At 29.8% G+C, this 19816-nt stretch carries 27 protein-coding genes and 1 pseudogene; 22 read left to right on the top strand and 6 right to left on the bottom strand.

What is annotated here, in order from left to right; genetic code table 4:
• Positions 1-611 precede the first annotated feature (611 nt).
• The 5 genes and pseudogenes from GvMRE_RS10860 to GvMRE_RS10840 all read left to right on the top strand — a co-directional run bounded on the left by GvMRE_RS10860 (position 612) and on the right by GvMRE_RS10840 (position 3402).
• Positions 612-821, top strand: coding sequence for a hypothetical protein (locus GvMRE_RS10860; protein WP_147411268.1), 210 nt, complete (start codon positions 612-614; stop codon positions 819-821).
• 148 nt (positions 822-969) lie between these two features.
• The gene (locus GvMRE_RS10855) at positions 970-1221 is read left to right on the top strand and encodes a hypothetical protein (protein ID WP_147411267.1); all 252 of its coding nucleotides are present in this window, start codon (positions 970-972) and stop codon (positions 1219-1221) included.
• A gap of 162 nt (positions 1222-1383) precedes the next feature.
• A complete protein-coding gene (locus tag GvMRE_RS10850) occupies positions 1384-1626 on the top strand; it encodes a hypothetical protein (RefSeq protein ID WP_147411266.1) in 243 nt (80 codons plus the stop codon).
• A 107-nt stretch (positions 1627-1733) separates the two neighbouring features.
• A pseudogene (locus tag GvMRE_RS10845) lies at positions 1734-2015 on the top strand (type II toxin-antitoxin system PemK/MazF family toxin); the annotation flags it as partial.
• A 361-nt stretch (positions 2016-2376) separates the two neighbouring features.
• The gene (locus tag GvMRE_RS10840; protein ID WP_147411264.1) at positions 2377-3402 is read left to right on the top strand and encodes a hypothetical protein; all 1026 of its coding nucleotides are present in this window, start codon (positions 2377-2379) and stop codon (positions 3400-3402) included.
• A gap of 407 nt (positions 3403-3809) precedes the next feature.
• Here GvMRE_RS10840 and GvMRE_RS10835 read toward each other — a convergent pair whose 3' ends face one another.
• Positions 3810-4814, bottom strand: coding sequence for a leucine-rich repeat domain-containing protein (locus GvMRE_RS10835; RefSeq protein WP_147411263.1), 1005 nt, complete (start codon positions 4812-4814; stop codon positions 3810-3812).
• Positions 4815-5003: 189 nt separating this feature from the next.
• Here GvMRE_RS10835 and GvMRE_RS10830 point away from each other — a divergent pair, with 189 nt between their 5' ends.
• The 4 genes from GvMRE_RS10830 (at position 5004) to GvMRE_RS10815 (ending at position 9273) form a co-directional block, all read left to right on the top strand.
• Complete coding sequence (locus tag GvMRE_RS10830) at positions 5004-5801, top strand: leucine-rich repeat domain-containing protein (protein WP_147411262.1); 798 nt, start codon at positions 5004-5006, stop codon at positions 5799-5801.
• A 164-nt stretch (positions 5802-5965) separates the two neighbouring features.
• On the top strand, positions 5966-7102 hold the full coding sequence (locus GvMRE_RS10825; RefSeq protein WP_147411261.1) for a hypothetical protein: 1137 nt from the start codon (positions 5966-5968) through the stop codon (positions 7100-7102).
• A 408-nt stretch (positions 7103-7510) separates the two neighbouring features.
• A complete protein-coding gene (locus GvMRE_RS10820; protein WP_147411260.1) occupies positions 7511-8743 on the top strand; it encodes a hypothetical protein in 1233 nt (410 codons plus the stop codon).
• 5 nt (positions 8744-8748) lie between these two features.
• The gene (locus tag GvMRE_RS10815; RefSeq protein ID WP_147411259.1) at positions 8749-9273 is read left to right on the top strand and encodes an alanine--tRNA ligase-related protein; all 525 of its coding nucleotides are present in this window, start codon (positions 8749-8751) and stop codon (positions 9271-9273) included.
• Positions 9274-9516: 243 nt separating this feature from the next.
• Here GvMRE_RS10815 and rpsT read toward each other — a convergent pair whose 3' ends face one another.
• Positions 9517-9780 carry a 30S ribosomal protein S20 gene (gene rpsT, locus GvMRE_RS10810; RefSeq protein WP_147411258.1) on the bottom strand — a complete coding sequence of 88 codons (264 nt, stop codon included), beginning with the start codon at positions 9778-9780 and terminating at the stop codon, positions 9517-9519.
• A gap of 78 nt (positions 9781-9858) precedes the next feature.
• On the opposite strand from rpsT, the gene GvMRE_RS10805 reads away from it, so the two are divergent.
• The 13 genes from GvMRE_RS10805 to GvMRE_RS10750 all read left to right on the top strand — a co-directional run bounded on the left by GvMRE_RS10805 (position 9859) and on the right by GvMRE_RS10750 (position 17585).
• Positions 9859-10374, top strand: coding sequence for a hypothetical protein (locus tag GvMRE_RS10805; protein ID WP_147411257.1), 516 nt, complete (start codon positions 9859-9861; stop codon positions 10372-10374).
• Positions 10367-10651, top strand: a complete 285-nt coding sequence (locus GvMRE_RS10800) for a hypothetical protein (protein ID WP_147411256.1) — start codon at positions 10367-10369, stop codon at positions 10649-10651. The genes GvMRE_RS10805 and GvMRE_RS10800 overlap by 8 nt, the downstream gene beginning before the upstream one ends.
• On the top strand, positions 10651-10944 hold the full coding sequence (locus GvMRE_RS10795; RefSeq protein ID WP_147411255.1) for a hypothetical protein: 294 nt from the start codon (positions 10651-10653) through the stop codon (positions 10942-10944). The genes GvMRE_RS10800 and GvMRE_RS10795 overlap by 1 nt, the downstream gene beginning before the upstream one ends.
• Positions 10937-11113: a hypothetical protein gene (locus GvMRE_RS13950; protein WP_172575381.1), complete on the top strand. Its 177-nt coding sequence runs from the start codon at positions 10937-10939 to the stop codon at positions 11111-11113. The genes GvMRE_RS10795 and GvMRE_RS13950 overlap by 8 nt, the downstream gene beginning before the upstream one ends.
• Entirely contained in the window at positions 11103-11930 is an 828-nt protein-coding gene (locus GvMRE_RS10790; protein ID WP_147411254.1) for a tyrosine-type recombinase/integrase, read from the top strand. Before GvMRE_RS13950 ends, GvMRE_RS10790 begins: the two co-directional genes overlap by 11 nt.
• A 25-nt stretch (positions 11931-11955) precedes the next feature.
• On the top strand, positions 11956-12216 hold the full coding sequence (locus GvMRE_RS10785) for a hypothetical protein (RefSeq protein WP_147411253.1): 261 nt from the start codon (positions 11956-11958) through the stop codon (positions 12214-12216).
• A gap of 553 nt (positions 12217-12769) precedes the next feature.
• Positions 12770-13324: a bifunctional DNA primase/polymerase gene (locus GvMRE_RS10780; RefSeq protein WP_147411252.1), complete on the top strand. Its 555-nt coding sequence runs from the start codon at positions 12770-12772 to the stop codon at positions 13322-13324.
• Positions 13325-13477: 153 nt separating this feature from the next.
• Entirely contained in the window at positions 13478-13849 is a 372-nt protein-coding gene (locus GvMRE_RS10775) for a hypothetical protein (RefSeq protein ID WP_147411251.1), read from the top strand.
• Positions 13833-14207 (top strand): hypothetical protein, encoded by a 375-nt coding sequence (locus GvMRE_RS10770; protein ID WP_147411249.1) that lies wholly within the window; start codon positions 13833-13835, stop codon positions 14205-14207. The genes GvMRE_RS10775 and GvMRE_RS10770 overlap by 17 nt, the downstream gene beginning before the upstream one ends.
• Positions 14191-14742, top strand: coding sequence for a tyrosine-type recombinase/integrase (locus tag GvMRE_RS10765; RefSeq protein WP_147411247.1), 552 nt, complete (start codon positions 14191-14193; stop codon positions 14740-14742). The genes GvMRE_RS10770 and GvMRE_RS10765 overlap by 17 nt, the downstream gene beginning before the upstream one ends.
• Positions 14743-14910: 168 nt before the next feature.
• Positions 14911-16692 carry a protein kinase gene (locus tag GvMRE_RS10760; RefSeq protein ID WP_147411245.1) on the top strand — a complete coding sequence of 594 codons (1782 nt, stop codon included), beginning with the start codon at positions 14911-14913 and terminating at the stop codon, positions 16690-16692.
• 77 nt (positions 16693-16769) lie between these two features.
• Positions 16770-17114, top strand: coding sequence for a hypothetical protein (locus GvMRE_RS10755; protein WP_147411243.1), 345 nt, complete (start codon positions 16770-16772; stop codon positions 17112-17114).
• A gap of 69 nt (positions 17115-17183) precedes the next feature.
• Complete coding sequence (locus GvMRE_RS10750) at positions 17184-17585, top strand: hypothetical protein (protein ID WP_147411241.1); 402 nt, start codon at positions 17184-17186, stop codon at positions 17583-17585.
• 36 nt (positions 17586-17621) lie between these two features.
• Here GvMRE_RS10750 and GvMRE_RS10745 read toward each other — a convergent pair whose 3' ends face one another.
• From GvMRE_RS10745 to GvMRE_RS13945, 4 genes are read right to left on the bottom strand one after another with little or no spacing between them, the layout of a single operon-like run.
• On the bottom strand, positions 17622-17990 hold the full coding sequence (locus GvMRE_RS10745; protein ID WP_147411239.1) for a hypothetical protein: 369 nt from the start codon (positions 17988-17990) through the stop codon (positions 17622-17624).
• A complete protein-coding gene (locus tag GvMRE_RS10740; protein WP_147411237.1) occupies positions 17990-19063 on the bottom strand; it encodes a hypothetical protein in 1074 nt (357 codons plus the stop codon). The genes GvMRE_RS10745 and GvMRE_RS10740 overlap by 1 nt, the downstream gene beginning before the upstream one ends.
• A gap of 52 nt (positions 19064-19115) precedes the next feature.
• Positions 19116-19646 carry a hypothetical protein gene (locus GvMRE_RS10735; RefSeq protein WP_147411235.1) on the bottom strand — a complete coding sequence of 177 codons (531 nt, stop codon included), beginning with the start codon at positions 19644-19646 and terminating at the stop codon, positions 19116-19118.
• Positions 19647-19648: 2 nt separating this feature from the next.
• The gene (locus GvMRE_RS13945) at positions 19649-19816 is read right to left on the bottom strand and encodes a hypothetical protein (RefSeq protein ID WP_172575380.1); all 168 of its coding nucleotides are present in this window, start codon (positions 19814-19816) and stop codon (positions 19649-19651) included.

The following is a 19816-nucleotide window of genomic DNA, read 5'->3' as shown; positions in this document are numbered from 1 at the left end:
GCTAAAGTTAAATTCTATCTCTTTAACGACGCTTTCCATGGTTTGCTTTTATAATAAATTCGTTTATCTAGAATCCAACCAATTTGTTTTAGTGTTATCAAATTTTGCTTGCGAAGAATAAATCATTAGCTAACTAGCATTAGTATTCAGTTAATATTGTCGTTTACCCAAAAGGCAACAATTAAAGACACTCTAATGAAAAGTTAACACTTAAGTGATTATGATACTATTTAAAAGAATCCAAAAGAGTTTTTATTCTTAGAATGTCTTTTTCAGAATTCTTATCTTTGCTCTTGACAGCTATCAAACTATTTTGAACTTTTATTATTGTCCCTTTTTGAACAATCTTAAGCACTTTCAATGGAAATTTTACATGTTTTTTTTGGGGGATACTCTATGATGATGGCTGAAATTCTTACATAAATCATTGTAAGCTCTTCATTCATCAGTATAAAAAAAGTGATAAAACTAAACAGATAATGAGAAGAAGGTGTGCCAATCATTGAAAGTAAAATGAGACCAGTCTTTTAAGAATAAAACGTTTATGGGAAATATGTATTAGAGATTGTATGATGGGCTTAAAAGATAACATTTCAACTTTAATCTTACTTATGAATATACCAATCAAAGGAATAAGAAGCAATCTCGAAAAATCCTATAGAGCAGGAAAATGCAGAAACAGAAATATTAAACAAGATCGATTAAAAATAATAAGAAATTTTCTCACTATATCTAACCAAGAAAAGCCAACAAAAGATAAGAAAGAAATAAAACAAGAAACTAAATCAAAAGAAAAAAGTTACCTTTCTACCTGCAATTAATTGTCCTAATTTAAAGAAATTAGCTATTTATGATTGTCAACTAACTAACTTAAATTTAACTAATAATAAAAAACTTAAAGGGTTTGAGATTAGTTATAATAAACTAACCAACCTACTAAATATTGATTCCCAACAAGATTTAGAAGTATTGAGTGTTAATTATTATAACCTTACTGAATTAAATATTAGTAATCATGTTAATTTAAAAATACTTTTTTGTCATAATAACAAATTAAGTCGTTTAGATTTAAGTAATAATTTAGGGTTAAAAGGGTTAGCTATTAAAAATAATAAATTTATTGAACAAGATTTATCCTTTTTAAGTCATTTAGTTAATTTAGAGGGATTGAGGGTTAAGAAACAATCACTTTACTGATTTCTTAGAACCGAATATGAATAAATTAATCTTATACATCGATTAAATATGAAATAAAGTTTGTCAAAAATTTTGCACCTATTTTATGGAGCAGATAAATGTCTTTATTGCTTGATAACGCTTGAGGAGAAGTAAAAAAAACAAATAGTTAAACCAGTATTACAATAATAATTAAAATATAGTATTATGGAAAGTAAACAAGTTTTGAGCGTCAAGATCAATACCCAACTTTATCAACAATTAAAAACCCAAATTGGGAAAGGGAAAATTAGTGAATTTGTGGAAAGAACTCTCACTGAAAAATTGGAACAAAAAGACCAAGAACCAGAAATAGCCTATAAAGAAATCGCCCGAGATAAAAAGCGATGAAAATTAACTAAGGAATGAGAAAAAGCGGCTTTATCTGATTTAAAAAAGAAAGTTAAATAAACATGACAGAACGAATATTTAGGCGAGGAGAAATTTATTGAGTTAATATCGAAGAAGAACTGACTAATAAAAAAGATTTCAAGACTAAACCATAAGGGACTGAAAGCCAAAAAGACCGACCAGGGGTGATTATCTCCAACGATAAACAAAATCAATTTAGTGGAGCAGTAATTGTAGCCTTAATTACTTCTCAATTTGACAAAACTTACTTTTTTGAAGTAGAAATAGAAGTAGGAGGTAAAAAAGGAAAAATACTTACTGACCAAATCTACACAGTAGATAAAAGTCGTTTAAAAAGAAAAATGGGAACATTAATCGAAAAACAATTAAAAAAATTAGCAGAGGGATTAAACATTGTTTTAGAATTAAATTGTGGCGTTAATAACTAGATAAAAAATTTTTTTTAAATCTTTTTTTGGATAATCTTTTTTCACAATAGGTCCTTACTTTTGAGTCATTTTCAATTACTTTCGAAAAACACTTAAAGGAGAAAAATGTTGATCTAGAAAGAGTTAATAGGAACATAAGTTTAGACAATTTTGCCAACTTGATGAACGTCACTTTTACAAAAATTAAGTTTATAGTTTATAATGAAATCAATAACAAACCCAGAAATAATCGAACCAAAAAAAGGGCATCTTTCAATTATAATACTTTTACATGATTTGGACCAAAATTTTCCATGGAAAGAGTTTTTTGGTAATTTTATAAAAAAAAATAGGTGATAATATATAATTGCCTAAATTTATTATGTCAAACAAAGATCTAAGTGTATTAAAAACAGAAAACTTTGAGAGCGAGGAGAAGGTCTATAAATTCTTTGAGGAAAACTTAAATCTAATATTTCCTGGTTTAACTTTTGTAATACATAAATACAGACCTTACCAAGAGGGAAATGAGATAGATACAATAGCATGATGTATATCAAAAAAAGTTTTCGTACTTATTGAATACAAAAACAAAAGCAAATCTGAAGATCCAGTGACACAAATTTTGGGCTATCGTGAAGCTTTGGAAATAGGAGATTTTTATCGCTTGAGGGAGATACTAGAAAACAAAAATAATATTTTCTGAAAAAGAAATATAAAAGATGAGAAAAAAAATCTTATTCTTATCTGCATTTCTCCGTTAAATTACTTTACAAGTCGTCAAATTGCAGTGGCTAAAGCAAATGACATTATATTGATAGAATTTCAAAAACACGAAAGTAATATAACTCTAATTAATTGCCACTTTAAAAGTCATCTTGAGTTGCTAGAATGAAAGCATAATTATGTAATCATCAACAAAATGGCAGAAATGCAAAAACCAAACAATTTAATAATTGATGAAGAAAAATTCGTAAGTAAGATAATAAATGACAATGAATTATCAAACTTTTTACAAACTTTAGAAGTTGATAAAAAAATGAGTAATTGACTGTCAGAAATGTCAACTTATCTCTTAAATTCTTCTTTCCTCTTTAAGCGAAAGTTATTTTCGGAAGGAGAATGAAAGGGAGGGATAAATTTTTATTTAACGACTATGAGAAATATGTCTGTTGTAGACATTAAATTAGAGCAAAAGCAAATAGTAATTTGGTTACGAGAAACTGAAAAAGATACTTTTATACCTCCAAAAGAATACAATTTGGAGGACGGAAAATGAAAAAACCGATGAGGTAAAGAAAGTTATTGAAAAAAGTACAGAATAGAGGACGAAAATAGTTACAAAAAAGCCCACTCTCTTTTAAAAAATTATCTAAGTTATTTAGAAGGGTTAACTTTAAAGAGTTAAAAAATACAATTAATAAATCTATAAACCATCCTGCCAGCACCAAGAAATTTAACCTGATAAAAGTTCATTTTCTGATAACGAACATTTTTGTGGCAAAAAGGGAATACATTATTAGTAGTGGTAGATGGCATGCTGAATGAAGAATTAGTTAATTTTTTACTTAAATTCAATGGATGAGATGAATGGCCCCATAAATTATGTAATAATTTAACTGTTAAGAGCAAGAACGAAGGCTTAATTTGAATAACATTGCACCTTTAACTTTGGTGTAATATATATTATACATTACTTTACACTAAAATTATTATTATGTCAACAGATAAAAAAAAAGAAAATAAAGATAGGGAATTTTATACTTATTCGGATGATATTGTTTTTTTTGTTGGGGAGAGGATAAACACTTAAAATTATCGATGGAGTTCTGTATAAACTTGCACTAATGCTTCCATTTCTTGCCATTGCCGCCTGCTTTGATTAAGTGATATTCTGGCTTCAATAAACTCAGTTTGGGCTTGGCAAACTTTATCTATTTCTCCCTTAGTTAACGCTTCAAAATCTTCGATTAATCCTTGTTTAATATGCCTTAGTCTATCGCCAATTTCTTGGGAAAAATGCGGAGATAATTTAACCACACATAATGCATTTTCTTGGCAAGCGAGAAGAAAATACAAATCGCCCTGATCCAACTTACTTTTAATTTTTCTTATTGCCATCTGATATTGATTTACAGTTCGAGCAAATTGAATACTTTGCTGTCGATGAACGCAGAAGAGTTTGTAAGCCCTAATTTTCCTAATTTTTTCTTTGTTATCTTTTTTCTCTTCGCTTTCAGCTTTTTCTTCACTTAATCTCAAAGTATTTTTGATTTTTTCCACTCCCGCTCCATTCCTCCTAGCAGCACAGCAGAATTTCTCTAAAAATTGTGTAGGTAAATGTTCTAAACCACTATTGATATCAGTACCATTAATGTCTAATCTTACTAACCGCTTCAACCCTTTTAAATATTCTAGAGAGCCATGGAAACGATTATAAATATTCTGCTCTGATTTTTCTTCATCATCGTTGCCAACAAATAAGTTTTCTAACCTAACAAAACGGGAAAAAATACTTAAATCTCGTGGAGAGAGGTTGTTGTTCTGAATAATAATTCCTTGTAAATTTTCGGGATTTTGGTGAGAAAGATCAATATCAGTAAGCAAATTATCAGAACAATCAACGAATTCTATTCTTTCGTTATTGCTTAGATTGATGCTCGTCAGTTTATTTTCCGAACAATTTAATTTTTTTAGATTAACAAATTCACTTAAGTCTAAATGACCTTCTAAATTTTTATCATTTATTTCTAAACCACTAATCTTTCCCCTAATTTCTTTGGGGCATTGTTGATCTAAATATTCTTGGGTGTTTACCATAATTTTTAATTTTAGTATTTAGATTAATGCATTAAATAATTATTACCTTTGTTTTTTTACTATTTTTTAGTAAATATTGTTATTTGTTCTTTTATAATCTATTTATGCATATACACAAGAGCTAACAGTAAAAAGTTCTGATTATAACAGAAGCAATAATTAGATTTTAGAAAACGTAAAATATAGAATATGGTAAATGCCCAAAATTGACTAGATACTAATATCCCCTTTAATCAAAGAGGCAATGTTAGGAAATTATGTATTAGTAAAATTCTTCCTAATTCAGGAGAGGAGACACAAGAGTTGCAAGAACAAAATTCTCGTTTTTTTGTTTTAGATGATGCTACTAGATTAAAAGGAAATTTGGATTTGTCAGATTTCACCAATCTAGAAGAAGTAACTATTATTCATCAGCTTATTAACTATCTAGTTTTAACTAACTGCGAAAGATTGAAAGTAGTTGATGCTACTAATAATTTATTAAAAAAAGTAACTTGACCCGAAAGAGCCCCTCAATTGTATTCTATCCATTTGGGTAATAATAATTTTGATACTGCTAATTTAGCTGAGTTTAGTGATTTTACTGAATTAAGTACTTTGTTTTTAGGCACTAATGATTCTCTTCGAATAAATCAAGGTATTTATAATCGTTGAAATGGTTCTTTATGATATTTAAAAGGATTAAAAAAACTGAACGATTTAGATCTTAATGCTACTGATGTTGAAAATGGACTAGAATGATTGCCGATCAGTGAAAATAACATGGCTTATTTTACTTTTGGCAATAAAGGGCGAACAAATGCAAAAGTTGATCGGTTAAAGGAAACCATGGAAGATGATGCTTCGTTAGGAGAGGGAGAAACTATGGAACAGTGAGCTGCAAATGAAGATTTTGAATATAACTTTCAAAAAATTGAGAGTATTCGCAGTTTTCAGTGCTATTATGCCGCAGAACAATTACAAAATTTAGCTCCGAATTTAAGCTAGTACTCAAACTGGCTAATTCTGAAAAAAGATAAATATTACAGTATTAGAATTAAATGTCATACTATTTTTGTCTAATCCCTTTATATTTAGTGGATCTAGGTTAATCGATGCTGACATTAATTTCGCATAATGTAATAGTTAAAATTATAAAAATATATACTAACATGACAAGAGAATATTTACAAGCATGATATAACAATGGAGACATTAGTTATAGTGAAAAAGAAAGACTAAATAAATTAGGAGTAGGAGATTATGAAAATTACAGTTTAAAAAATCTAAAACAGATATTATTTTGTGAAAGAGTTGCCAAAGATACATGAATAAGAAATAAAATTGATGGCACAATAACAAAAATAGAGTTCTTTTGACCTCGAATTAATACAGTAAATTTTACTACAAATTATAGCGTTGCTTTTGTTAGAAATTCAAACGGAACATGATGGGTTATTGTTTATCGCTCTTCATATGCTGGTGAAATAGAAAGTGACTTAATAGTGAAAACAATTAACGGCAATGATAGAGATAGGATTAGAAGAGAATTGAGCAGCGATAATCCTATTCTAGCATTAGCACCTACTAGCAATTGAATTTCGGTCGGTGAAATCATTAAATCTCCTTATGTTAACATAAAAACATTGCCTAGTGAAGCAAAAAATAATCCTGATCGTTATATTCTGCCCCTAGATATTGTTAAAAGACCGATTGGAACTTCGGGATTTTACCACTTCGCTATTTATTTAGGCGATAAATGGGTAGTTCATATTACTGGCAAAGAAGAAGGAGTGAACTTTGATAGTTGATACAACTTCTGCAATCCTAGCGGAGGTTCTTCCTCTTCCGCTGGTTTGGGTAGTGGAACAATAACTAAATATCATCCAGTTGTTCCTTTCAAACAATATGAAATAGTATATCCTCATATTGCGAATGCTATTGCTTCCAGTTATGGAAAAGCAAGAAGTAAGAGAATAGGTGAAATAGATTTAGATGTATATGATTACTACTGAAAAAACTGTGAAGCAATTGCTAATGAAATAATTTTTGGAATTGATACATCAATTCAATCTCGTGGTAATGATGCTCAAATTTCTTTAAGACGTCTTATAGAAGCAACTACTAACAAACTTGGTTCGTTGCCTTGTAGTTCTGGAACTTATCGGGTTTTTTTCGACCAATCATTAGACTGTATGGGTGATGCTCAGAAAAATCGTATTTATAACCGTTCCCAGGAAATAACTAAAGATGAATGCTTTAACGGGTATATTGAAGTTCAACCCAATCCTCCTTGTAAAATACAGTAAATAATGATCTCGCATGAATTAGTTAATTTTTCTATTGCTCTTTTTGTTTTTTTGCGACTATTTGCTATTCTCTAATTTACTTGCTTAAAAGGAAAGGCAAACCAATAAAATCTCTTCTTTATTGATCATTAATAATCTCCCCTTTACCTTTTTTGATAATTCCTATTGCTCGGATAATAGAATTAAAAATTGTTTTTGGATAAACATGAGAGCTTAGAAGTAGATTAGTAAAATAATTACTGTATGTCGATGCCAAAATTTATAATAATAGTATAGAAATTATTTAGTAAATAAAAAAGATGGCGTAAAGGCTAGCTATGACAAACGCATTCATTTTTAATGCAGCTAATACAGAAAAAAGAAGCTTAAGTTCAAGTGTTTGACTAAGGAGGGAGCAAAAATAATCAAATGCAAGTAAGAACACTAAATAATAGTAAATACAATTACAACAAAGAAGCGGAAGTTATTCATGGCAATGCAGCTACTGGGGAACAATATTCGGTAAAACGCGTTATTTATTCAGAAGTTCCAATTACTCTTGAAATGGTGAAGCTTCATTGAGATGAAATGAGCGAGGAAGCGGAAAATTTGCGAAAACAGCATCCTTGACAAGTCATTTCCGCTATAGATTATCAAGATATAGGCGGCAACCAAATTATTAAATTTACTCCGACAACAGAGTTGATATTTCCTAGCAGAGTTCCGATATTTGACGAAAAGGGAAAACAAATTGTTGGTGAAAAGAATATAAGAGCCGAAATAGAAAAAAGACAGGAAGAATGGGCAAGATTGGAAAGAGAAGGAAGATTGCAAGAACATGTTGAAATTCATCATACGGACGATGGCAAAACTGTCCGAATAAAATTTAGAGCTGCTCCTAAAATGGCTCATCAAAATGAGATTAAGAATGAAACAGAATGATTAAAAATACAGGAAATAAGTGATGATCAAAGTGAACCATCCGAAAAACAACATTTTTTTCAATCAAAGCAGGTAAACAATAAAGAAAATGCGGAAATTTCCAAACCAAATAATTATCTGTTAAACCAAAGATTAGCAGAAAAGAGGGTAAAAGAGGCAGTAGAATACGCTAATTTTGCTATTGGAATAAACCATTTTACTGAACATCTAGAAAAAGCTCGCCAGAAGTTAATTGCGATACAACTTGATTTTGATAATAAGGAACCACAAATAGAAACTAAAAAAGAAATCCAGATATTACTGAATAGATTAGATAAAAGAGAAAAACAACTGAAAAAAAATAACAGAACTAAAAAAACTGATAGCAATAGCTTCCTTCAGTTAGTCAAAAATAATGCTATTACAGAAATTAACGCGACTTTTAGTGAATATCAGATCACTGAAGATGAATTGCTGTCAGTTGATTATCATAACTGAAGAAATCTAATAAATGACTTTGATGACCCCACTAAAATTAGCAATTTTGTGAAGGAAATTACTTCTGCTATTCGTATGTTGAAAGAAAAAAAGGACACCAACGAAGAGTTTAACGAATCAAATAATATCGAGCTAAATAAACCAGTAAATCCTTCTAATAAAACGTTTTTCCTACTACTTTTATTGCTACTAATAATTGTGATATTAAGCGGTTTTATGATAAAGACCAAAAAAAAACATTAACAATAATGACTAATACTAATGAACAGAAAGGAAACTATTTCATTATCGCTGATCATTTACGAACTACTATTTTTGCTTTAGCTGATGGAGCAACTTTCGAATCTAAAGGTCGCGGATATGTTTTAAAGAAACTAGTAAAAAAAGTTACGTTGTTAGCTTATGTTCTCAACATAAGCAACGATCGTCTAGAAAAAATTAGTAAAAAGTTGATCGAAATCAATTCCTTTTACCACACTCATTTAAAAAATAAAGAAGAGATAATAATTAGCGAGATAAAAAAAGAAATAGATAAATCAAACATGCTTATTAGTAAATCAGTAAAAAAACTTGCTAATTATCATTCACCAATCATCAGTGCTGAAAATATATTTTTTTGATATGATACTGAAGGAGTACCTCTTGAGTTAATTCGAACTTATTTAGAAGATAGAGGACAAAAATTTCCCGAATTTGAGTTTAAAGAACTGTTAGAAAAACAAAAAAAAAGGAGCTTAAAAGATAGAAAAAAGAAAAAAACGCTAATTTTCTAGCGTTTTTGCAATATGCATAAGTTGCCAAATCCAAAGGCAAATTTACATAGAAAAATAACGCAGAAAACTAGTTTGTAAGCAAATCCGTTTAGGTGGATTTAGATAATAGAGTATGGAACGACTATCTCTTCGCCAAAAATAAAAAAGAATAAGAAAAAGAACCTGCTAATTTCTACTTTAAAAAAATTGAACTAAATCATGGAAAAATCCAGAAAGGTAAGCAAATTTATTAACTCGATTGCTCTAATTATTAGCATGAAAGCTATTTATTCTTTTTTGTAACTGACTTTTTTTGCGATCAGATTTATTTCGGTGAATTACGTTTTTGCTCCTAGCTCTATCTAGTACACTTTGAGTTTTAGACGCTATCTTTTTTAATTCTTTCTCATCGATTTTTGTTTTCTTCAAAAAAGCTTCGACTTCTTTGAATTGATTTTTTATTAATGTTTTATATTTACTGTTTCTACTCTTCCTCTTTTGAAGTTTTTTTTCTTTATTTGCTAGCATTTTTATATATGTGTATATATATTTTTTAATAGTTATAGTAATACAAATTTCACTTTTTGTCTATATGTTTTAAAACATATGACAGAAACCAATCTAAAAGTAATAAATAATAACAAGTCTGTTTCAGAAAGAGAGGTTTTACTAAACCAACAGCAACCCAAAAAATTAATCACCCTTAAAGGTTATACAACCAGTCAAATCAGAATCCGTGAAACTTCTGATACTCCTGCTTACTGTTTTTTTAAAATAACAGCACCTTTAGACGAAAACACTAAGCATAGCCATCATAAAGAATGTGCTGAACAACAGTGCAGAGAGTGTGAAATACCAGTTATTTTCAGAATAAAAGAAAGACAAAGTCTTGTCGGAGACCAAAATAACCAAACTATACCCCCAATTAAAAAAGGTTCTTATTTAGCAGTAACTGGTCACTTTGCTAATAAGCAAGAACAAAAGCAATGCCCAAAAGACTGTCTAATGAGAAAATCTTTTACGGCTTACTCTTATCGTTTTCTTCCAAAAAACAATAAAGCCTTACGGTCTTACCAATTATTAGACCAAGAAGCTCAAATTGAGCCAAAGAATAATGACTAAAGCTCGTAACTCCTACACTTACGAACTAGTAGGTATTATTCAACAAAAAAAGAGTAAGTTAATAAGTAATCGAGAACTTTATCTCCTAACTGTGAAATTAGACAGTCACCCTAATGTTTATACAGTTCAAGCTTTTAAAGATAAGTTAGAAAATCAGGAAATTTGAGCAGATTTAACCGAGAATAAATTCTTAGACCAAAGATACACTTTCTTCTGCAAGAACTATTTTGGTAAGTATCATTTAGTAAACTGGGAATTAGCCAATATAGAAAAGTAATGTCAAAATCCAAAAAACTCCAAAAACCTATCCAAAAGAAACTAGACCAACTATCACAACTACTGGACAAAATTGATGAAGCCAGAATGATCAACTCCGATGATACCGAAACCTGAGACTCAGACGCCCTTTATAATCTTGCTGAAAACCTTAAAGAAGCCTTAGCTTTACTAGAAGATAAAGAAAGTAAACAAAAAGATGACTGAGGACAACCAATAGTCTTGGAAACAGGACTTTACACTTTAGTGGATGAATATAATTCCGAAGAAGAAGACCATGAAGATTATGACTAAAAAATGCCAATACCATTATCCTAATTGTCAAAAACAAGCTACTTATCAACACCTAGTTAAACTAGGTTCAGTAACTATTGATAAAGGCTGAGCTTGTAGCAATTGTAAACAAGCAATAGAAAAAGCAAGAAAAAAAAAGCCGGCAACTAAACCAAGCAATGAAAAATAATCTAACTAACTACATAAACTGACTTCAAGAAAGAAATCGTTCAGCCACTACCATCAAAACTTACACTGAAACTTTACAGCGATTTAAGCAAGTGATAACTACTGAAACTATTAAGGTTTTCTTAAAGCAAAACCTCTCTAAATACCAACCTAACACGTTGAAAGTTTTTAGGCAAGCTTTAAGTTCTTATGCTAAATTTGCCCAAATAAAGATAGCATGAGAAAGAATATCAGGTATTATTCCTAAAACTAGTCGTAAATTCTTCAGCACTCTTGATCAGGAAGAGCTGTCTTTACTAAAACAAGCTAATCCGGAAAAGAACGAAACCACTTATCAGCGAAATAATCTTATATTAGACTTTCTCTTTTACTCAGGAATCAGAGTATCAGAACTAGTAAACATTAAACACTCTGACTGACAAGGAAAAAGTTTACGAGTTCACGGTAAAGGTAATAAAGTGAGACAAGTTCTCTTACCCCCATTTTTAATGGGATATTTTAACCCTTTTTCTTCTGACTACCTTTTTACTAATCAGAAAAACCAACCCCTAACCACCTTAGTAATCAGACAGATTATCCAAGCAAGAATCAAAAAAGCAGGTCTAGATAAGCCCATTACTCCTCATACTTTCCGTAGATCATTTGCTACTCTTTTGCACAATAAAGGAACTAATCTAACTACTATTCAGCAATTACTAGGTCATGAAAGCATTACTACTACCGAGAAGTATATTCAGAATGATTTTGAGTATATTTATGCTGATTACAGTAAACTATGAAGAAATCAACCAAATTTTAAACCTTATGAAACTCCTTAGAGTTCTTTATTGAAACAAAAATAATATGAAAATAAAAGCATTAACCAACATTAAAATCATTCAAAACCAAGACCGTAACCTCAATACTTACTACCTCATTTTTAACCAAGATAGCACTGAAGAAGCTTATTTTTGTTTTGCTAACACGGTTAAAGAGGGTTGACCAGAATTTCAAGATAATTGAGCCAGCATTCAAAAAATAGAACTTGAATATGAAGAAACTGAAAAAGGTAACAAAGTTATCAACATCCTATCTCATGATCAGTCAGGAGATATTTTTGTTTAGAAATGGTCTTTTACTGGTTAGACTTTAAACAAACTAGTGAGAAGAAAAAAGTATTTTTCTTTCCACCAAAGATTATTTTTTGAATTCGGATAACTAGTAAATTAGCTAACTTATTGCTTATTTTTATTGTTCTTCTGTAAAACAAGCTTTTCGCTAGTTGTCCGAATTGAGAGAATAATTTTATTCTCTCTATGTTCTTAAGGAGGAACAAAAGTTAAGAAAAAACTAGGTAACCAATCCTAGATGCAAAGACCTTGCACTGCTATTCTACTTTAAAAAGATCAAGCAGAGAGGATACTGGAATCCTGTAAGTTGGAAAACTGAACTATAGTCTAGTCTGGAGAGAACTCTAACTCTTCAAAAATAAATCAGAGCTAATGAAAACTCAGTTAGAAAGTTCTGAGGAAAAATAACTTTTCTTTTTTATAGTCCAAGGGACTTTTTTTTCTTTTATATAGATTAATTTTAGCGTTTTCATTAGAAGATTACTAATAGTTCTATTCTTCTTTTTCAGTCTATTACAAAAAAAGCAGTCCTTGTATATTCACCAACTATGAACCAACTATCCACCACCGAAAAGAAACTAATCAAAGTCTTTGATAGACCAAGCATTAGAATCAGGATTCCTCGATTAGAGATTAATCAAGGTAAGTTTCCTTTAATTCCTAACTGACCTAATGTTTATGAACCTTTACTTGTTAGCCAGATATTAGAACAAGGCTATAACTGAGGCATCAGAACTGGAAAGAAAATAGGTGACTATTTTTTTATCGTGATAGATTTAGATGATATCTGAGCTAGAGAGAGAATTCAAGCTAGTCGTTATGTTCAAACTGCTAAGGGAATTCATGTTTATTGTTTAGTGAGAGAACTTCCTAATAACTCCATTCTAACTAATAAAGAAAGTAAAAGGATTGGTGAACTCCATGGTTTAGGTAAGCAAGTAGTAGGGATTGGAAGTTTACATAAAAGTGGAGTAAGATATTCTTTACAACTGAAAGGAAAAAACAATGCTCCTTGATTTCTGAAGTTTGAGACTGTGAAAGAGTTAGAATTATTTTTAGCAGAAAGAAATATCTTTATAAAGTTAGGGAAAAACAAAAATTAGAACTAATATTCTGGTGAAAACTAGTTAGATATTCTTTCCGCAAAATGGCTCATAATGTGGAAACAAAGCCGTAAAATACTATTATCTTTCCACCTAATCAGAATGTAATTAGTAAAGTATAATCTGAAATGTGTATAAATAATAACAAAGTATATGGTAAAAAGCAATAAACAAAAAGAAAAATCATTCAAAGAATACTTACAAGAAATTGAGGATCCAAAATATGATGGAACGGATGCTTCTTGAGATCTACCAGAAAATGCTACACCATTAGAAAAAGCTAAGTATGAATTATGTGAAAAAATATTGACTCATCAACTTGATAACAATCTAACCGATGAAGAAATAGCTCAGAAAATCAAATTAACTACTGGAGAAGCAAGGGAAATTCTTTATTGTCATATTGATTACTTTACTCTTGACAGATTAGTTACTTATGCTACTAAGTTATTCAAGCCTTTAGAAATAAAGATGGTTATTGAAACCAAAAAAAATAGAAGAAATTTTCATGACCAAGCTATTTAAATTAATTGATAAAAATTTTAGCAAAGTTGATAATGAATGACAGTGAACTTATTCTTGTTTATTCCCTTTTACTTTTAACAAATATCCAATCACCGAAATAACTATTACTGATCATCTCTGAAAGAAAAAAGGTCGAGAAGAGGTCACTAAGGAATTGATTTTAAGCATTTTAAGAGAAAGATTAAACAATAAAATTGCTAAACCGAGTAAATATCGAGGTAAAAGAATAGTATTTATTCGACAAATAATTCTTTACGCTAGAAAGAATTATAGACTAATCTTCTGATTTAAAGATCAGACTACTAATCATCTCTGAATTAGAAACTGTTATCCAATTAATTATGAAGAAAAACCCTAAAAAACTAACTATCTTACCTACTAACCAACTTTTACAGCAAGTATGAGATTATCTAATATCTAGACCTAGTAAAAAAGGAGAGTATAAGAAATCCCAAATGGAATGTTTATATCTTTTAGGCTGAAAGGTAGGGCTAAGGATATCTGAAGCTCTAAGTTTTGATTTATCTTTAGAGCATGGAGAAAACCAGTATAAGAACTTATATTTACTAAGAGGTAAAGGCAAAAAGGAGAGGTGAGTATATGTGAGTGAGGAAATTACTAAAGAACTAAAGAGGAGAAACTGAAAGGCTAATCAGACTAACCGTTTTACTTTTAGCAAGTTTTTAGAACAGGTAAAAAAAGAACTAAATATTAGTAATCAGATAGAATTATCACCCCATACTCTTAGAAGATGCTTTGCTACTTATAATGCCATCTCGGGAATGCCTTTAGCAGTATTGCAAAAAGTGCTCGGGCATAGTAAGGTTTCTACTACTGCTCTGTATGTGAAGGATGGTGATCTGAGTAATCTGGTGAAATTCCGTCCTATCTAGGATGGGATTGTTTGCTATTTTAGTAAATAGGAACAAATTCCGTCCTGTATAGGAAGAATTGTTCCTTGTTTTGTAAATAAGGTCAAGTTTAGACCTGTGTAGAAATATTGCTTAGAAACTTTTAGGAAAACAAGAAAGCAAAAAGAATTATCACTAAAATTAAGCATTATGGAGGGTAGTAAGAATTGGACAAATATAGATAAGGGGTTTGAATATTACCAACAATACTGAAAAAAAGCTAACATTACTTATGAAGAAGCTAAAGAATGAATAGAGATTGGTTTTAGACCTTATGATTATAAACAAGTTAATCAATGAAAATACCATTCTTTTACTCCTCACCAAGCTAAAGAATGAATAGAGATTGGTTTAAGTGAATATGAATATGATTTAGCTGCTTATCTAAGAGCTAAAAACATTCAACCTAGTAAATGCTTAGATATTAAAAAGTTAAAGGAGGAAGGAATATCTGCTCAAGAATACTTAGATATCTTTTACCCTAAAGACCAAAGGAAAACGATAAAGAAGTTAGATATTAGTGAAAAAAACCTCACTGGCACTTTAGATCTAACTGATTTTACTAGTTTAGAGGAATTAAATTGTCCTTATAATAAACTAACTTCCCTAAACTTAGCTAATTGCTTACAGTTAAAGGGAATTAATTGTTCTGATAACAACCTTACCCAAGACTTAGTTAGCTTTAGTCATTTAGTGAATTTAGAAGGATTAATTATTGGTAACAATCTCATTACTGGTAGTTTAGATTGTTTAAGTAATATGAAGAAGTTAAAAGTCCTTAATATTACAAATACTGATATTACTGAAGTAAATATAGATAAATTATCTCGGAGCTTAGAAAAGATTGATTGTTTAACTACTAAAGATTGTAAATCGAAGACTATTGCTCCTTTATTGGAAACAGTTAGATGAGGATGATGTAAAAAATGTCAACAACCTAATACTAGTAGAGAATGATGTCAAGCTTGTGCTGAGCAAGAGTGAAAACAATTAAAGGGACAAGAATTAGTTAAGAAGTTTATTGAACAACAACAATTAAGAGAAGATAAGAAAGAAAGTTGAGAAACAAGAAATCAATTAAAATGAATTCCTTATGAACAGTTCATTAATATAGCTCCTTTAGCTAAAGGTGGTTTTAGTCAGATCTATAAAGCCCAGTGAGGGAAAGAATGTGATAGAGATAGATATGTGGTTCTAAAAATTCTTACTAACTCTAAAGATATCACCTTAGAGTTCTTAACCGAGATAGCTAATACTAAGTTAGTTGATAGTTATGATTATGGTATTGTTCCTTGCTGTGGTATTTCCCAAGACCCAATTACTAAGAACTATATAATGATAATGGACTATAAGAAAGAAGGTAATCTAAGACAATACTTAGAAAATAAGAGTAGTGGATTGAGTTTAGAAGATAAAATTGAAAAGTTAAGAAATGTTGTCGATGGATTAAAAGAAATTCACCAACAAAACCTAGTCCATCAAGACTTGCATAGTGGGAATGTGTTGAATAACCTTAGAAGTACTTTTATCACTGACCTAGGTTTAAGCAAGCCTGTCAATTACCAAAAACAAGAAGGTCAAATCTTCGGAGTTCTCCCTTATGTAGCTCCGGAAGTATTACAAGGTCAGCCTTACACTAAAGCTAGTGACATTTATGGCTTCGGCATTATTGCTTATGAATTACTAGCTAACTCTTATCCTTATCCAATTCTAAATGAGACTGATTTAGTTATAAAGATTTGCAATGGATATAGACCTGAGATAGAAAGTCCTAGACTTCCAATACCACAAGTATGCAAAGATTTTATAAAAAGATGTTGAACTAATGATCCAACTAAAAGACCTGATGCTGAGGAGTTAGGGAAGGTTACTTATGATTGGTATGAGGAAATAAATAAAAAAAAAACACCCCTTTCTACCAGCAATATCTAGCTATAAAAGATGAATATGACCAATGATCCCAGACTACTCCTTACCAAATTCATGCTAATGCTATCACTACTAGCAAAATGATAAATACTAAACAAATTACTAGATTATTAGCCAAGACAAAAACTAAAGAATATCACACTAAAGCTCTAGAAGAACTAACTTTTGATAATTTTGATTTTGATGAACTTGATAATCAAGATCCTCAGGAAGAAAGTTCACAAAAAGCTTCATTTACACCAAAAGAAACCCCTAATAACTTAGCAGAGAAAGAAGAAACTACTTTCTTTACTAAACTAGCCAATACTATCCTAGAATGCTACACTAAAAAACAATGTTTACCATGCTTATTATGAGAAAGATATAAAGCTAAACAGCAATTACAAGCTCAGCAAGAAATACCTGTTAAACAGTTATTTGCTTAGAATTGGTAAACTTAACAAACAATAAAAACTGATCAATAAAAAAAACCTAGGTAACTAAAATATTTAGTAATGAACGAACTATTGTTGCTTGAAAAAGACTTAGAGGAAATTCAGGAAAAGATTCATCAACTTGAACTAACAGATAATAACCAAGACAATAGTTGACTTTTTTGATTGTTTAGAAGAAATGATAAAAAAGTTTATTTAGAAAGAAAAGCAGTTTGGAAAGTTCTAAAAGTGAACATTGAAAGAAAAATGAGCATAGCAAAGAACCAAGTATTGCTGATCAAGTTTTCCACCTGACTATCAAAAACGGAAGAAAAGATTGCTAAACTAGAAGCCAAATTAGATTATATCAAAGCTCTGGAAGAAAATATAAAATTAAGTAATTATTTTGGTTATGCTATCTTGATTATTTTACTGGTCTTTGTTCTTTATATGTATGGTTCAGGTAAGTGAAAATTTAATTAGTTAGATTCTACTATTCTTTACTTACTATTTTTCCCTTTATCTATTTTCTAGTCAAACAAGAAAAACAAAATAAGCAATAATTAACAAACAAAGAAAAGCTATAGCGAATGTTATTCATCTTTCTAAGGACTTTAAATAAGTTAAATCAACTTCAACTTTGGATATTTGTTCTTCAGCTCTAGTTAACTGACTAGACAATTTACTTATCAAGAAAACTTTATCTTCTTCTGAATAGTTTTGTTTTATTAGTTCTATCTTTTTCTGAATATCATTTTTAATTGCTTGTCAAGTTACTTTACGGTGAGATAGTTGTTGACCACTTCAAATTCATTCTTTATTTTGTTTGATTTTTAGGTTAGTTATTTTTTCTGTGATTTCTTGGAGTTCTTTTTCTAAGTGGTACATTATTTCTTTTTCTTGCTAAACAGTAAAGCACTGATAATTATACCTGCTACTAAAAAACTAGCACCTATTATTAGAGGTTTATAATCAGGCTCTTTGCTCTGTTCTGTTTTATTTAGTTCCTCTAACTTTTTTCTTAGGTTTGCTAGTTCAGTTTCTTCTGCCAGGGTTTTATTAGGTTTATTGGCTAGATTAGAGATAGACTGTTGTAATTTCTTGTTGGTGTTTATGCCTTTACTTTTAGCAAATTCTAAACAGTAATCTTCGATGTTTTCAGCAATTTTTCACATTGTTGCTTGTTCCAAAAAATTACTGACGGCACCTTCAAACCTACCTCTTTGCACATCAGACCAAACATCATAATAATTCTCTTGTCTAAGAAAATTATTAAATTCATAGGTTTTTAAATCTTTTTCTCTTAACCATTCTGTAATTTTCTTATAATATCATCTTTGTAAAGACTCACTAAACCTTTTGCTTTCTTCATCTCCACAATCTAAACAATAAGCATTTTCACTCTTATCTTTTTTGAAGAAGTCCTTTCACTCAATATTTTGATGTGAACAATCTTTAGACTTATTTTTACCTCGGTATTTAAGTTTTATTTTTTCAGGAAATTTGTTTTCTAATTCGCTTATTTCTTTTATGAATTCTTCTAATTCAGATTTAAATGGTTTGCTTTCATATTGGTGATCTAGTTTCTTAACTTCATTTGCTATTTTCTTTATTTCAGAATAGTTTTCAAAAGTTAATTCGCTAATTTCAGTTTGCTGTAATTCTTTAACTTTTTCTTGATGCTCATTGAGTTTCTTTCTCTTTTCTTCACATAGTTTTTCAGCTCAACATTTACCACAAAGAAAACAAGAACGATACATTCCTCTTTTTTCTATGCATTGACCACATCCCTGACACATTACAGGATACTCACCAAATTTAAAAGATTGATAATATTTGCTACAAAAATGACAAGATTTATTTCGGACTTTTTTACTATCTTCTGACAATTCTTCTTGGCATTCTTCACAATAACCATCTATCGGAGGAAGTTTATGTAGAACATCTTTGCTTATTAACATATTAATAAATTAATAAAGATTTTAAAACAAATAACTATTCCTAATTACTTATCTACTTCTTTTCCTCTTTCAACAACTTATACATCACATAACAACCACCCATTAGTAGAATATTCTCTAAAGTAAGGAAATCTCATATTCAGTGCTTTTCATCAATGTTTTTTCCTATGTCTGAGATCATTTTAAGAATTCGATCTCTTTCTTTTCTGTTGTTTTCTTTTTCATCTCTTAGGTTTTTATTATTTTTCTTTACATCATCTAATTGAGCTTGCAAAATTGTTAATTGACTTCTTAACTCTCCTTCTTCTTTCTCAGAAATATTCTTATCATTTAATTTTTTGTTTATATCGTTTATTGCTTTTTGCAAGTTACTTTCTTCTTCTTTTCCTTTATCTAAATCTTTGTCTATTTGTTTATCTTTTTTATCTAACTTTTCTAATCTTTTTCTTTCTGCTTCTATAGATTTAGCTTTTACAGAATACTTTTCTCGTTTAGTTCTTTGATTTTGTTCATAACCATCATGGAGTTTTTTGCATCCATAAGTAACGCAAACAACACAAAATCATATTATTGGTGCTACCATAGTTATTTAATATTTCTTTTATTTTCAGTTTCCTTTAGTTCTGCTACTTGCTGAACTAGATTAGAGACAGTATTTTCGTATTTAGTTATTTCTTGCTTGTAATTTGTTAGCATATTTTGTAATTCTTGTATTTCGGTTTCTATTTGGTTTATTTTTTGGTTGTTTTTCAT

It is taken from the genome of endosymbiont GvMRE of Glomus versiforme, from assembly GCF_003546845.1.
Note: the sequence above shows the minus strand (reverse complement) of the source record. Positions and strands in the feature narration are given on the sequence as shown.